Genomic DNA, 13392 nt, shown 5'->3' with positions numbered 1-13392 from the left:
GCCACGCATGATTGGTCAACCCGTGCACAAGACTTTGCTTCCCTCCCTGCCTCTCTCGCGTTTCGAGATCGACCGCGACCACCTCTTCCGGGACACTCCCGACGTGTTCGAGGTGCTGTGGGCAGACCAGAGCACCCGGGTGCTGCCGATCTGGCGGCAGCAGGCCCTGCTCGCGAAGGGCGACCCCGAGTCGGGCGCGGCGGACTGGGCGGGAACACCGGTGCGCGAAGCGGGAGAGTCCGAGCATCCGACCCTCACGCTGTTCTCTCCGGCCGATGCACCGGCCTCCGACCTGTTGGTCTACCTCGGTCGTTCTCTGGCCGATGGCAGAGCCGAAACGCTCGGAACCCGGATCGTCGCGGCGAATCTCACCGACGAGGCTGCCGCCCTGCTCGAACCCGACGAGAGCCGCTGGGTCAACCTCCGAACGGTCGCAGCCGAACTCGACGACCTGGACGCCGGGGCCTTCACCGAGGCGCTCGGCATCATCAATTGGCACCGTTCCCACACGCACTGCCCGCGCTGCGGAGCCGAGACCGTTCCCGAGAAGGGCGGCTGGGTGAGGCGTTGTCCCGTGCAAGACATCGAGATCTTCCCCCGCACCGACCCGGCCGTGATCGTCGGCATCGTCGACGCCCAGGATCGCATCCTGCTCGGCTCGAACGCGCTCTGGGAAAACGACAGGTACTCCCTGCTCGCCGGTTTCGTCGAACCGGGGGAGTCGCTGGAAGCGGCCAGCATCCGCGAGGTGTTCGAGGAATCGGGCGTCCGGATCCTCGAGCCGCAGTACCTCGGCTCCCAGCCCTGGCCGTTCCCGGCCTCTCTGATGTGCGGCTTCCTCGCCCACGTCGACCCCGACACCGCGGCCGATCCGCTGCTGCCCGACGGCGAGGAGATCCTCGACGTGCGCTGGTTCAGCCGCGAAGACCTCGAATCCTCCGACGCGACGGTGCTGCTGCCCGGCTCGTCGTCGATCGCCCGCGCCATCATCGAGCACTGGTACGGCGGGCCGCTGCCCCGTCCGACATGGTGACGAGCGAACAGGAGGAGCGTTCGCTTCCGGCGACGGGCGTGGATGCCCTGCTCTCCGGCCTCGACGACGAGCAGCGCGTGGTGGCTAAGACTCTTCTCGGCCCTGTCGTGGTGCTGGCGGGAGCCGGAACCGGCAAGACCCGTGCCATCACGCACCGCATCGCCTATGGGGTCGCGACCGGGGTCTTCCCACCCGGCAAGGTGATGGCGCTCACCTTCACCAGCCGGTCTGCGGCGGAACTCCGTTCACGCCTCCGGCCGCTCGGCGCCGGCGGCGTCTCGGCGCGCACCTTCCACTCCGCAGCCCTGGCCCAGCTGAACTTCTTCTGGCCGACGGTCGTCGGCGGCGACGTGCCGCGTGTGCTCGAGGGCAAGGCCCGGCTGCTCGCCCAGGTCGCCGAATCCCTGAAGCTCCGGGTCGACACGGCCTCGCTCCGAGACCTCGCCGCCGAGATCGAGTGGCGGAAGATCTCGAACCTCTCGCTCGACGCCTACGCCGCGGCCGCCCACAGCAGTCGCACGATGCCCGGATCGTTGAGCATCGACCAGGTGATCGACCTGCAGCGCGGGTACGAGGCGATCAAAGACGAACGCCGTCAACTCGACTTCGAAGATGTTCTGCTCGCGACCGCCGGCATGATCGAGACGGAACCGTCTGTGGCCATGCAGGTGCGGGAGCAGTACCGCTTCTTCGTCGTCGACGAGTACCAGGATGTCTCGCCTCTCCAGCATCACCTGCTCTCGCTCTGGGTGGGGGATCGCCGCGACCTCTGCGTAGTGGGAGACGCGAGCCAGACCATCTACTCGTTCGCCGGGGCGCAGTCGGCTTTTCTGCTGACGTTCGCCTCCGCTTACGAGAACTCGACGGTCGTGCGACTGGAACAGAACTACCGCTCCACACCGGCGGTCGTCGACACGGCCAACCGACTGATGCGCGGCCGCACCGGTGCGCTCACCCTGCGGGCAGCCGGTGACGCACCGACACGCGGGGCGGAGCCTGTCATCACGGGGTACTCGTCGGAATCGACGGAGGCGCGCGGAGTCGCCGCCTCCATCGCCCGGCTGATCGCCGACGGAACCCGCCCCGAGGACATCGCGGTGCTCTACCGCATCAATGCCCAGGCGGCCGCGCTCGAGGGCGCGCTCGCTGAAGCGGGTGTCACCTACCAGATCCGCGGCTCCCAGCGCTTCTTCGACCTGCCCGAAGTGAAGCAGGCCATCATGTCGCTGCGCGCGGCGTCGGTCTCGATCAGTGGCGAACCGCTCTTCAAATCGGTCAGCGACGTGCTCCGCTCGCTCGGCTGGTCGCAGAGCCCGCCCGAGGGCCGGGGGGCTGTGCGCGACCGTTGGGAGTCGCTCAACGCGATCATGGGCCTCGCCGAACAGCTGCCGCCCCGCACCAGCTTCCGCTCGTTCACCGACGAACTGCTCGAACGCCAGGCCGGCCAGCACGAACCGACGATCTCGGCCGTCACCCTCGCCACCCTGCACTCCGCCAAGGGTCTCGAGTGGCCGACGGTTTTCGTGATCGGGCTGAGCGAGGGCCTGATGCCGATCAGCTACGCCACCACCCTCGAGCTCGTCGACGAGGAGCGCCGGCTGCTCTACGTCGGCGTCACCCGGGCCCGCCAGCGGCTGCTGCTGTCGTGGGCGGAGACCGGGGCGTCCCGCTCCCAGACCAGGGCGCCATCGAGGTTCCTGGCAGAGCTCGGCACGCGCACTCCGGATGCGACGCCAGCCGGCTCTCGCTGACCTCACCTGTCACCGCGTCGACGTGCAGCACCAGGCCCTCGGCGGTTGACGCACCGCCCCGCAGGGAGTCGATGCAGAACGACGCCACCAGGGGAACGACCCGCGCGATTGTGAGCGGAACTTCGGTGGGTGCGGGCCTGCCGAGCAGTTGGCCGGCGATCGCGGGCCAACTGTCGTCCGAATCGATCCGGAAGCGTTCGCGGCAGTGCAGGCACGCCCCGGCGCCCGGTGTGACGAACGGGCCGACCGTCACTTCGGTGTCGCTGAACACCACATCGACGTGAGGCAGGTCCCGCTGCATCCACACCGCGGCTTCGGGGGGAGGTGTGAACCACGAGGAGGCGATGAGCGCGAGGTCTGCCGGCTCCGTCGGTGAGCCGATCTCGGCCGCCGGCAACACGACCGCGCCGAGTTCGCCGAGCAGCCGCGCGATGGCCCGGGCCGGAGCACCTCCGCAGAGGGCGATGGTGCGTCCCGCCAGCGGCCGGTCTTCTGCGGAGGAGGCCGCTCCACCGACCAGCGCAGGGGCGACGCGGGCGAGCAGGCGCGCTACGGACCTCTCGCTTGCATGCGACCGGGATCCGATCATCCGGAGTCCCTCGACGCTCACCCCACGCGTGAGGGCGTGGATCATCTGCTCCTCGGCCGGGCTCACCCGAGCGAAGTGGGCCCGCGGCCGGTCGACGCCGATCTGCAGGCAGGTGGGGGAGCGCCAGACCACGGGGAAACGGGGGTCGAGCCGAAGGGTGCCGCTGTCTGTTCTCATGGGCACAGCATGCACCCATCGGGCGGGTGGCGTCAGAAGTTATCCACAGGCCCGAGCCACTGCCCTGACGGCCGGATCAGACCGCGGGCGGCGCTTCAGGATCCTGCTCGGTCTTCGTCTCTGTTGCCGACTCGGTCGCTGTCTCCGTCTCTTCCTCGCGGAAGAAGTCCTCCAGCGCCAGATCCATCTCGTCGGGCTCCGGGGCACCGGCGAGCAGCCGGGCCACGAGTGCGTCGGGGTTGTCGATGTCCTCTGTGGTCGGCACCACGTCCGGGTGCGACCAGAGTGCGTCGCGAGCCTCGGGGCCGACGGCATCCGTCACGGCCTGCCACATCGCCGCGGCCTCACGGAGCCTCCGCGGCCGGAGCTCGAGGCCGACCAGCGTCGAGAAGGCGGACTCGGCGGGCCCCCCGGTCGCGCGTCGGCGCCGCACGGTCTCCGCGACGGCATCGCGCTTCGGCAGTCTGACCGTTGCGGCGGCGGTGACGACATCCACCCAGCCCTCGACCAGCGCAAGCGTCGTCTCGAGACGGGCCAGCGCCTGCAGCTGCGATTCGGACTTCGGCGGGATGAGCGCACCGCTCACCATCGCCTCCCTGAGTTCTTCGGGATTCGACGGATCGAAGCTCGAGGCCAGGTCTTCGAGCCGGTCGGTGTCGATCGTGATGCCGCGCGCGAACTCGGTGATCGAGGAGATCTCGTGCAGCCGCAGCCACTTGGCGTGCCGGAAGAGCCGCGCGTGGGCGATCTCCCGAACTGAGAGGTACAGCTCCACCTGGTCGGCCGGGATGTCGAGCCCGTCTCCGAAGGCGGCGAGGTTCTGGGGCACGAGGGCGGCCTGCTGGTCGTTCATCAGCGGGATGCCGACATCACCACCCGAGACGACCTCAGTCGAGAGCTGCCCGACGACCTGGCCGAGCTGCATCGCGAAGAGAGCCCCACCGATGTTCCGCATCAGCTGGCTGGCGTTGGCCATCATGCCCGACAGCTCCTCGGGCGCCTGGTCTTTGAGCACCCGGGTGAGGGCGTCGGCGATGCTGAGCGCCACGGGCTCGGCGACCTGGCTCCAGACGGGCATGGTCGCGCTCGTCCACTCCTTGCGGGTGAGCACGCGGGGAGGGGCGGCGAGTTCGGAGACGAAGGTCACCTCGTCGAGCCAGAGCGCGGCAACGTGCAGTGCCTGTTCGAGCGCCGAACGCTGGCCGGGCGTGATCGTGACGGCATCGGCGGAGGCGATCTGCTCCGCAGCATCCTGCGCGACCTTCCAGTCGACCCCGTCGCCGGTGTGCTGCATCGCGTTCTGCAGCTGTTGCATGAGGGCGGCGACAGCGGCCGGATCCGACGGCAGGCCCGCAGCGCTCGCGAGCTTCGACGGATCGAGCTCGGAGTTGCCCGACAGGAATTGGCGGAGCATGTCGGTGAACTCGTCTTCGGGGTTCTTGTCTGGCTCGTCAGTCACGGTCTTACCCTTCTTGCGCGTCAAGCCGGCTCTGTGCGGCCTGTCAGCATTGGCTTCTACGCTAGCCGGTGGCCTCTTCGTCAAGCTGGGATTTCTCATAAGCTGGGAAGTCGGGCCGTGCGCCCGTGGCGAACAGCGCCCCCCCTCGAAAGGAACCCGTGAGCATCTTCGACGACCAGGAGGCGCCCGCGCCCGCGAAGCCGCGCTCCCGTCGTCGAACCGTCGGTTGGACGAGCCTGATCGTCGCGCTCGTGCTGGCGCTCGGGATGAGCTTCATCCCCCTGCCGTATGTGATCGAGCAGCCCGGTCCGGTCTTCAACACGCTCGGCACGAGCGATCACGACGGATCGGCCGTGCCCCTGATCTCCATCTCGGGAACAACGACCTACCCGACCGCCGGCTCCCTCGACATGCTCACCGTGTCGGTCGTCGGCACGCCTTTGTCCCGGCCCAGCTGGGCGGAGATCATCGGTGCCTGGTTCGACTCGACCCGCGCGGTCGTGCCGATCGACGCCATCTACCCGCCGTCGGTCAGCGTCGATCAGCAGAACGCCCAGAACGCAGCGCAGATGGTCGACTCGCAGCAGGAGGCGATCGCCGCCGCCCTCACCGATCTGAAGATCCCCTTCACCTCGAGCCAGAAGGTCGGTGTCGCACAGCTGACGGCCGATTCGGCGGCCACGGGCATCCTCGAAGCCGGGGACCTCATCGACTCCGTGAACGGATCGGCCGTGAGCACGATCGACGAGCTGAAGGCCGCGATCACGGCGAACGGGGATGCCGCCGCCGCCACCCTCGTCATCACCCGTTCGGGCGCCGACCAGACCGTGCAGGTCACGCCCAGAAAGGCGGCGGACGGCAGCATCCTGCTCGGCATCGCCGCGGCGTCGGCCGACTCGTTCGAGTTCCCGTTCACCGTCGACATCCAGCTCGACAACGTCGGCGGCCCGAGCGCCGGGATGATGTTCGCGCTCGGCATCATCGACCAGTTGACTCCCGGCGATCTGAACGGCGGCGCGCAGGTCGCCGGCACCGGCACGATCACGGCCGACGGCACGGTGGGCCCGATCGGCGGCATCCGCCAGAAGCTCTATGGGGCATCCGAGAGCGGTGCGACCGTCTTCCTCGCACCGGCCTCCAACTGCGACGAGGTCGTCGGGCACGTACCCGACGGACTGAAGGTGTTCGCGGTCGAGAGACTGAGCGACTCCCTGACAGTACTGAACGACCTGGCCTCCGGGGCGAGCACGGATTCGTTGCCAACCTGTGACACGGTTCAGGCCGCGGGCTGAGCCGAAGGGGCCGCTTCCCAGCAAGGGTTGTCTAGGATGGGCGAACACCCCACAGCAACCACAAGAGGCTATCCGTGACTTCCTCCACAGCCCAGAAGCCAGCACGCAGATCGCGCACGGTGATCGCAGTCGCCATTGCGGTCATCGCCGTTCTCGCGATCCTGTTCTTCGTCTTCACCAACCTCTACACCGAGGTGCTCTGGTTCAACCAGCTCGGCTTCCTCAGCGTGCTGACCACCCAGTGGTTCGCCGGCGCGGCCATGTTCGGCATCGGTTTCTTCGCCATGGCCATCCCGGTCTTCGTGAGCATCGAGATCGCGTTCCGCTTCCGTCCGGTCTACGCGAAACTAAACTCGCAACTCGATCGCTACCAGCAGGTCGTCGAGCCCCTCCGCCGCCTTGCGGCCTTCGGCATCCCCGCGCTCCTCGGCCTCTTCGCCGGCGTCTCGGCCGCGGCCCGGTGGCAGGTCACGCTGCAGTACCTGAACCGCACCTCGTTCGGCACGACCGATCCGCAGTTCAACCTGGACATCTCGTTCTACGTCTACGACCTGCCGTTCTGGCAGGGCGTGGTCGGCTTCGCTTCGGCTGTCGTGCTAATCGCGGGCATCTCGGCGATCGCGACCAGCTATCTGTACGGCGCGATCCGCTTCGGCCAGCGCGAGGTGCGCATCTCGAAGACCGCGCGCATCCAGGTCGCGATCACCGCGGGCATCTACCTGCTCCTGCAGGCCGTCAGCATCTGGCTCGACCAGTTCGCGACGCTGTCGAACTCCGGCGGTCTCATCACGGGTGCCTCGTACTCCGACGTGAACGCCACCATCCCGGGCCTGCAGATCCTCGCCGGCATCGCCGTGATCGTGGCCGTGCTGTTCCTCCTCGCCGCGTTCATCGGTCGCTGGCGGCTGCCCGTCATCGGCACGGTGCTCCTCATCGTGAGCGGGCTGATCCTCGGATCGCTCTACCCGTGGGTCGTGCAGCGCTTCCAGGTCGCCCCCTCCGAGCGGAGCCTCGAGCAGCCGTATCTCCAGGACAACATCGACCTCACGCGTGACGCTTACGGTGTCAGCAATGTCGAGTCGATCGCCTACGACGCGACCACGACCGCTGCGCCCGGCGCGCTCCGGGCGGATGCGGCCACCACCTCGAGCATCCGCATCCTCGACCCGGCCCTCGTGAGCAGCACCTTCGCGGCACTGCAGCAGTTCCGGCAGTACTACCAGTTCCCGACAGACCTGAATGTCGACCGCTACACGATCGGCGGCAAGACGCAGGACGTCGTCTCGACCGTTCGTGACCTGAACCTCGCCCAGCTCGGTACATCTGCCAGCTGGTACAACCAGACCGTCGTCTACACCCACGGCTACGGCATCGTCGCGGCCTACGGCAACCAGCGCGCGGTCGACGGCCAGCCGGTGTTCGCCGAGCAGGGCATCCCCAGCACGGGTGTGCTCCGCGACTACGAACAGCGCATCTACTTCGGTGAGAACTCGCCCAACTACTCGATCGTGGGTGCGCCGGCAGGCTCCACCCAGATCGAGCTCGACTACCCGTCGGGAACGGATGGCGCGTCGCAGACCTACACGACCTTCACGGGTGATGGCGGGCCGAAGCTCGACAACGTCTTCAACAAGCTCGCCTACGCGCTGAAGTTCCAGTCGGAGCAGATCTTCCTCTCCGAGGCTGTCAACAACGATTCGCAGATCCTCTACGACCGTGACCCTGCCACCCGGGTGTCGAAGGTCGCGCCCTACCTCACGATCGACTCCGCACCGTATGCCTCAGTGGTCGACGGCAAGGTCGTCTGGATCGTGGATGGCTACACGACGACATCCGAGTACCCGTACTCGCGCACGGAGGGGCTCAGTGCGGCGATCGCCGACACGTACACCACGAAGCCCGGGTACGCGCCCGACAACAACATCAACTACATCCGCAACTCGGTGAAGGCGACTGTCGACGCGTACGACGGCAAGGTCACGCTCTACGCGTGGGACGAGACGGATCCGCTGCTGCAGACCTGGCAGAAGATCTTCCCGTCGACTCTCAAGCCGATGAGCGACATGAGCGCCCAGCTGATGAGCCACGTGCGGTACCCGGCCGACCTCTTCAAGGTGCAGCGGGCCATCCTCGGGCAGTACCACGTCACCGACGCCGGATCGTTCTACTCGCGTGAAGACGCCTGGACGACGCCGAACGACCCGACATCGCCCGCCTCGAACCCGACGACGCAGCCGCCGTACTACCTGACGCTGCAGGTACCGGGCCAGGATGCTCCGTCGTACTCGATCTACTCGACCTTCATCCCGCTCACCGGGCAGGACACGTCGAAGAGTCTCAACGGGTATCTCGCGGTCGATGCGAACGCGGGTTCCGTGGCCGGTCAGAAGGCCGCGGACTACGGCAAGATGCGATTGTTGACTCTGCCGAAGGATGCGACGGTGCCCGGCCCCGGCCAGGTGCAGAACAAGTTCAACTCGGATCCCACCGTCTCGCAGGCTCTCAACCTCCTGAAACAGGGGTCGACCGAGGTGCTGAGCGGTAACCTGCTCACCCTGCCGGTCGGGGGAGGGCTGCTCTACGTTCAACCGGTGTATGTGCGCTCGCGCGGTGAGACGAGTTACCCGCTGCTGCAGAAGATCCTGGTCGGCTTCGGCGACAAGATCGCCTTCGAGGACACCCTCGACGCTGCGCTCGACGATCTCTTCGGAGGCAATTCGGGAGCCACGGCCGGCGATGGGGGCATCACGACGCCCGCCACGGGCACAGGAGCCGGAACGGGCACCTCCACGAGCACGGGTAACAATGCTGCCCTCACGAAGGCGCTGAGCGACGCCAAGGCCGCACTGGATGCGCGCACGGCGGCGCTCCAGGCTGCGGACTGGACCGCGTACGGCGTCGCCGACCAGCAGCTCAAGGACGCGGTGGCCGCGGCAATCGCGGCCTCCGGCGCCCAGTAGGGGCTCGCCCTGCCGCGGTCTTCGGGCCGCGGGAGGGCTCGGTGGTCGAGACCATCCAAATGCTGTGATAGTGTTACATCTTGTGCCGCGGGGTGGAGCAGTTCGGTAGCTCGCTGGGCTCATAACCCAGAGGTCGCAGGTTCAAATCCTGTCCCCGCAACAAAAGCAGCAAGCAGAAGGCCCGGTCTCGGTGAGATCGGGCCTTCTGCTTTGCGCCGGTGCTGGTTCTGGTGCCCGTTCGACTGAGCTGCGCGGGCGTTCTAGGTCTCGGGTTCGAGATAGGCGCGGAGCGAGTCCGTCATCGACTCGACGCCGACGAGTTGTTCAGGTGTCAGCGCCTCGAGAAACAGATCCTGTACTGCTCGCAGGTGGGGGACCGAGCCCCGGCGGAAAGCGGTTGCCCCCATCTCGGTGAGCCGGATCTCCGACCCCCGGGTGTCCTCGGCAGAGGGGCTCCGGCAGATCAGCTCGCGCTTCTCCATCCGTCCCAGGTGATGGGACAGACGGCTGCGCTCCCAGCCGACCACGGCCGCCAGGTCCGACGAACGGAGAGTGTGCTGGTCGGCCTCGCTGAGCGCGAGAAGCACCCCGTAGTCGCCGGAGGACAGCGAGGAGTCGCTCTGCAGCCGTCGCTCGAGACGAGCCCGCAGAAGCTCGGCGGTCTCGATGTAGTTCCGCCAGATGCGGAGCTCGTCTGCTGAGATCGACTCGCGCCTCGGTTCAGTCATCTGCAACCCCTCCCGACTCGTGTGCTCTCGTAGCCGCGACCAGCTGGCCGCGGGGGGTCGCTGGAAAGTCGTCGATCGCCGTGCGCACTGCGTCCGCGGTGAAGTTGGCGCCGAACAGCGAGCTTCCCGGCTGCAGCGAGATGCTGTCTCGCAGGCTGCCGATGGGCACGGGGTCGAACCCCACCGCGTCGACGAGCTGCGCCACCCGGGCAAGGCCGGCGTCATCGTCTCCAGCGATACCGATCGCCGTGCGGTCGACACTGCCCGCGGGTCGCGGGCCCGCGTCGAGGTCGTGGTACCCGACGTGATTGAAGGCTTTCACGACGCGCGACGTCGGCAGGAAGTCCTGGATGATCTCGCTCGTCGAGACCCGCGGGTCGTCGAGGTCGTCTCGGATGCCGTCGATCTCCCACCAGTAGTTCATGGCGTCGATCACCAGTTTGCCCTCGAGCTGACTGCGCGGGATGGAGCGATACTTGCCCAGGGGCAGCGCGAGAACGACGATGTCAGACTCACGAGCGACGACATCCGCCGTCGCCGTCACCGCGCCCGGAACGAGCACCTCGATGGTGAGTTCGATGCGCGAAACCGGTCCTGATCCTGCGATGAGAACGCGGTAGCCCGCCGCCAGGAGCAGCCGGCCGAGCACCGTGCCGACCTTGCCCGCTCCGAGGATTCCGACCGTGACGTCAGACATTGACGCTCTCCTCGGCGAGGATCTCCCGCACGCGCGGTGCCACGACCGTGCCGAGCAGCTCGATCGAATGCGCCCGAGCCGATCGTGAGAGGCCCGGTACGTCGTACTTGAGGTCGAAACGGCTGATCCGCAGCTCGCGCACCATCCGCGCGATCTTCTGTGCGACGGTTTCGGGGGAGCCCACGAAGAGGGCGCCCGTCAGAAGCTCCGATTGGTAGCGCTCGCGTGTGGGCGGATAGAAGCCTCGCTCCTTTCCCATCATCTCGATCATCGGCTTCCATGATGTCCACCAGGTCTCAGCGGCCTCGTCGTCCGTGTCGGCGACCAGTCCGAGCGAATGCTGGCCGACCGGTTGCAGCGGCTTTCCGAACTGCTCGAGGGCGCGAAAGTACAGGTCGACGTGACCGGCGAATCGTTCTGGCTCGCCGCCGATGATGGCGAGCATCAGGGGCAGGCCGTATTGGGCCGCGCGGATGACGGAGTTCGGGCTCCCCCCGACGCCGATCCACGTGGGGATGCCGCCTGCACGCATGGTCGGGTGCAGGGTCACGTCGACGAGAGGCGCACGCACCGTGCCGGACCAGGTGATCGGTGACTCGCGCTGCAGCCTCATGAAGAGCTCGAGCTTCTCTTCGAACAGTGCCTCATAGTCGGCCAGGTCATAGCCGAACAGCGGGAACGACTGGGTCTGTGATGCCCGCCCCAGCACCAGCTGTGCGCGGCCGCCGGAGAGGGCATCCAGGGTCGAGAACTCGTTGTACAGGCGCACAGGGTCGTTGGTGCTGAGCACCGTGACGGCTGTGCCCAGTCGAATGCGGTCGGTGACGGACGCGATCCCGGCGAGAATGACTGCGCCTGCCGAGTCGACGAAGCCTTCACGGTAGTGCTCGCCAACGCTGAAGACGTCGAGACCGACCGCTTCGGCGAGTTTCGCCTCCTCGACGATGAGTCGCACCGTCTCGGCATCGGTGAAGGTGCGCCCGTTCTCCGTCGGTACATCGCCGAACGTGTTGAGACCGAGTTCGAACGGAACAGCACTCACAACATCCTCCAAAGTAGTTGACGTTTCAATTATGTCTACATTTGATTGACGCGTCAACTAACGGGGGCGAATACAGTGTCAAAACGGATTGCTGAGGGAATGTCAGTGGTTGGTGTTTGACTTGGAGCATGAACCAGCCAGCCTCCTCTTGTGACATTGCTTCGGTGATGGAGTGGGTTTTGGATGCCCGGCAGCGGTTCGACGCCTTGTTGGCTTTGGGTGGTGGTGGGGCTGCCGCGCCCTGCGGGCTTGCCGATGGGGATGTGATGGTCGCGACGGCGGAGGTCGAGTCGTTGGGCCGGATTGTGGATGGGTTGCGTGTGCGGATGGCTGGGGAGGTGGCGGCTTTGTCTGCTGTCGAATACGGCGATGACAGGTTGTGCAAAGTGCATGGGTTCAGTTCTGTGCAGTTGTTCCTTGAGACGGTGACGCAGGCGTCTAAGCGGACCGTTCAGGATCGCCTTCGGCTCGCCACCCGAACCCACACGACGATGTCTCTGGCGGGGTTGCCGAACCCGCCGCAGTTCCCCCGCGTCGCAGAAGCTCTCGCGCGCGGTGATATTGGGGTGGATGTTGCGGCGTTGATCACCCGCCGTCTCACTGATGTGGCTTCCCGGGTGGGGTTCACTGAGGAGGTCGAGGAGGCGGAGGGTGGGCTGGTGTCGTATGCGCAGGATCGGGTCGCGGGGTTCGGGTATTCGGTGCGTGAGGTCGACGATCTCGCGATCCGGTACAGGGAGCACCTCGACCCCGACGGCGCGGAACCCCGCGACGCGGAACTGCATGAGCGCCGGTACCTCACGCTGACACCGCACTGTTCCGGGATGACTCGTATCACGGGGATGTTGTCCGCCCCGATGGCCGGGATCATCGGCGCCGCCCTCGAACCGTTCACAAGCCCGCGGATCGTCTCGTTCCAGCCTGACACCCCCGATCCTGATGCGCTCGACGATGATGGTGTGCCGGGTGATGCTGTGACGGTGGATACCCGGAGTGCGGGTCAGAAGCGCGCTGACGGTCTTGTGCAACTGATCGAGCTGGGGGCGAAAGACCCAATCGTGCCCCGACTGAACGGTGCGGCACCGACTGTGAACCTGCACGCCACCCTCGACGACGTCACCTCCGGGCGTGGTGTGGGCTGGATAGACGGCCTCACCGAACCCGTCCCCTACACCACCGTCGAAGCGCTCCTCTGTCACGCGGATGTCATCACGACCCTGTTCGGTCAGCACGGGCAGGTCCTCCAACACGGGAAGACCCGACGCCTGTTCACCGCCGCCCAGAACCGGGCCCTGGCAGCCCGGGACGGCGGGTGTGTCTGGCCAGGCTGCAACGCACCACCGTCATGGTGTGAGAGTCACCACGTCGACGGGTGGCTTTCCCCAACCCATCCGGGCGGCCTGACGGATCTGGACAACGGGGCCCTGCTCTGCCACTTCCACCACTCAAACGTGCACAAAGCCCGCTGGAAACTGACCATCCGAAACGGCACACCACACGTCATCCCACCCCAATCCCTCGACTGGAACCAAACCCCCCGACCCTGCCAACAAAACCGGGCCAGACAGTTGAAACCCGGCCACCACCCACCAGGTCATGAAGTCGACGACCAACTCCGAGACGACCATTCCAGCGACACCGGGTAGAACGACGCCCTCACCCGG

At 66.8% G+C, this 13392-nt stretch carries 9 protein-coding genes, 1 tRNA gene and 1 pseudogene; 6 read left to right on the top strand and 5 right to left on the bottom strand.

Features of this window, described 5'->3' with window-relative positions:
- Positions 1 to 22: 22 nt before the first annotated feature.
- Together nudC and B7R22_RS10440 are read left to right on the top strand one after the other, a co-directional pair.
- A complete protein-coding gene (gene nudC, locus B7R22_RS10445; RefSeq protein ID WP_253259005.1) occupies positions 23 to 1033 on the top strand; it encodes an NAD(+) diphosphatase in 1011 nt (336 codons plus the stop codon).
- A complete protein-coding gene (locus B7R22_RS10440) occupies positions 1027 to 2784 on the top strand; it encodes an ATP-dependent helicase (protein ID WP_116411682.1) in 1758 nt (585 codons plus the stop codon). Before nudC ends, B7R22_RS10440 begins: the two co-directional genes overlap by 7 nt.
- Here B7R22_RS10440 and B7R22_RS19810 read toward each other — a convergent pair.
- Together B7R22_RS19810 and B7R22_RS10430 are read right to left on the bottom strand one after the other, a co-directional pair.
- Positions 2768 to 3085: pseudogene (locus B7R22_RS19810) on the bottom strand (hypothetical protein); the annotation flags it as partial. The gene B7R22_RS10440 and the pseudogene B7R22_RS19810 sit on opposite strands and share 17 nt — an antisense overlap.
- A gap of 541 nt (positions 3086 to 3626) precedes the next feature.
- The gene (locus B7R22_RS10430; RefSeq protein WP_116411862.1) at positions 3627 to 5009 is read right to left on the bottom strand and encodes a zinc-dependent metalloprotease; all 1383 of its coding nucleotides are present in this window, start codon (positions 5007 to 5009) and stop codon (positions 3627 to 3629) included.
- Positions 5010 to 5167: 158 nt separating this feature from the next.
- On the opposite strand from B7R22_RS10430, the gene B7R22_RS10425 reads away from it, so the two are divergent.
- From B7R22_RS10425 to B7R22_RS10415, 3 genes are all read left to right on the top strand, one after another.
- The gene (locus tag B7R22_RS10425; RefSeq protein WP_116411680.1) at positions 5168 to 6301 is read left to right on the top strand and encodes a YlbL family protein; all 1134 of its coding nucleotides are present in this window, start codon (positions 5168 to 5170) and stop codon (positions 6299 to 6301) included.
- Positions 6302 to 6375: 74 nt separating this feature from the next.
- The gene (locus B7R22_RS10420; RefSeq protein ID WP_116411679.1) at positions 6376 to 9261 is read left to right on the top strand and encodes a UPF0182 family membrane protein; all 2886 of its coding nucleotides are present in this window, start codon (positions 6376 to 6378) and stop codon (positions 9259 to 9261) included.
- An 86-nt stretch (positions 9262 to 9347) separates the two neighbouring features.
- Positions 9348 to 9421 (top strand) — tRNA-Met (locus B7R22_RS10415).
- 100 nt (positions 9422 to 9521) lie between these two features.
- On the opposite strand, the gene B7R22_RS10410 is transcribed toward B7R22_RS10415, so the two are convergent.
- Genes B7R22_RS10410 through B7R22_RS10400 form a run of 3 tightly spaced genes read right to left on the bottom strand, consistent with a single transcriptional unit; the run spans position 9522 to position 11728 of the window.
- Complete coding sequence (locus tag B7R22_RS10410; RefSeq protein ID WP_116411678.1) at positions 9522 to 9989, bottom strand: MarR family winged helix-turn-helix transcriptional regulator; 468 nt, start codon at positions 9987 to 9989, stop codon at positions 9522 to 9524.
- Positions 9982 to 10755, bottom strand: a complete 774-nt coding sequence (locus tag B7R22_RS10405) for an NADPH-dependent F420 reductase (RefSeq protein WP_253259028.1) — start codon at positions 10753 to 10755, stop codon at positions 9982 to 9984. The genes B7R22_RS10410 and B7R22_RS10405 overlap by 8 nt, the downstream gene beginning before the upstream one ends.
- Positions 10679 to 11728, bottom strand: coding sequence for an LLM class flavin-dependent oxidoreductase (locus B7R22_RS10400; protein WP_116411676.1), 1050 nt, complete (start codon positions 11726 to 11728; stop codon positions 10679 to 10681). Before B7R22_RS10400 ends, B7R22_RS10405 begins: the two co-directional genes overlap by 77 nt.
- A 128-nt stretch (positions 11729 to 11856) precedes the next feature.
- Here B7R22_RS10400 and B7R22_RS10395 point away from each other — a divergent pair, with 128 nt between their 5' ends.
- A complete protein-coding gene (locus B7R22_RS10395; protein WP_116411675.1) occupies positions 11857 to 13374 on the top strand; it encodes an HNH endonuclease signature motif containing protein in 1518 nt (505 codons plus the stop codon).
- Positions 13375 to 13392: the final 18 nt, after the last annotated feature.

Origin of the sequence: Subtercola boreus (assembly GCF_003399635.1) — a bacterium.
In the GTDB taxonomy this organism is placed as follows: Bacteria; Actinomycetota; Actinomycetes; order Actinomycetales; family Microbacteriaceae; genus Subtercola; species Subtercola boreus_B.
This window is presented reverse-complemented; position numbering and strand designations above follow the sequence as displayed.

Bases quoted from the DNA above. Each gene is read 5' to 3' on its own strand.
- B7R22_RS10395 (WP_116411675.1), top strand. From the start codon at position 11,857: ATGAACCAGCCAGCCTCCTCTTGTGACATTGCTTCGGTGATGGAGTGG.
- B7R22_RS10410 (WP_116411678.1), bottom strand. From the start codon at position 9,989: ATGACTGAACCGAGGCGCGAGTCGATCTCAGCAGACGAGCTCCGCATC.
- B7R22_RS10440 (WP_116411682.1), top strand. From the start codon at position 1,027: ATGGTGACGAGCGAACAGGAGGAGCGTTCGCTTCCGGCGACGGGCGTG.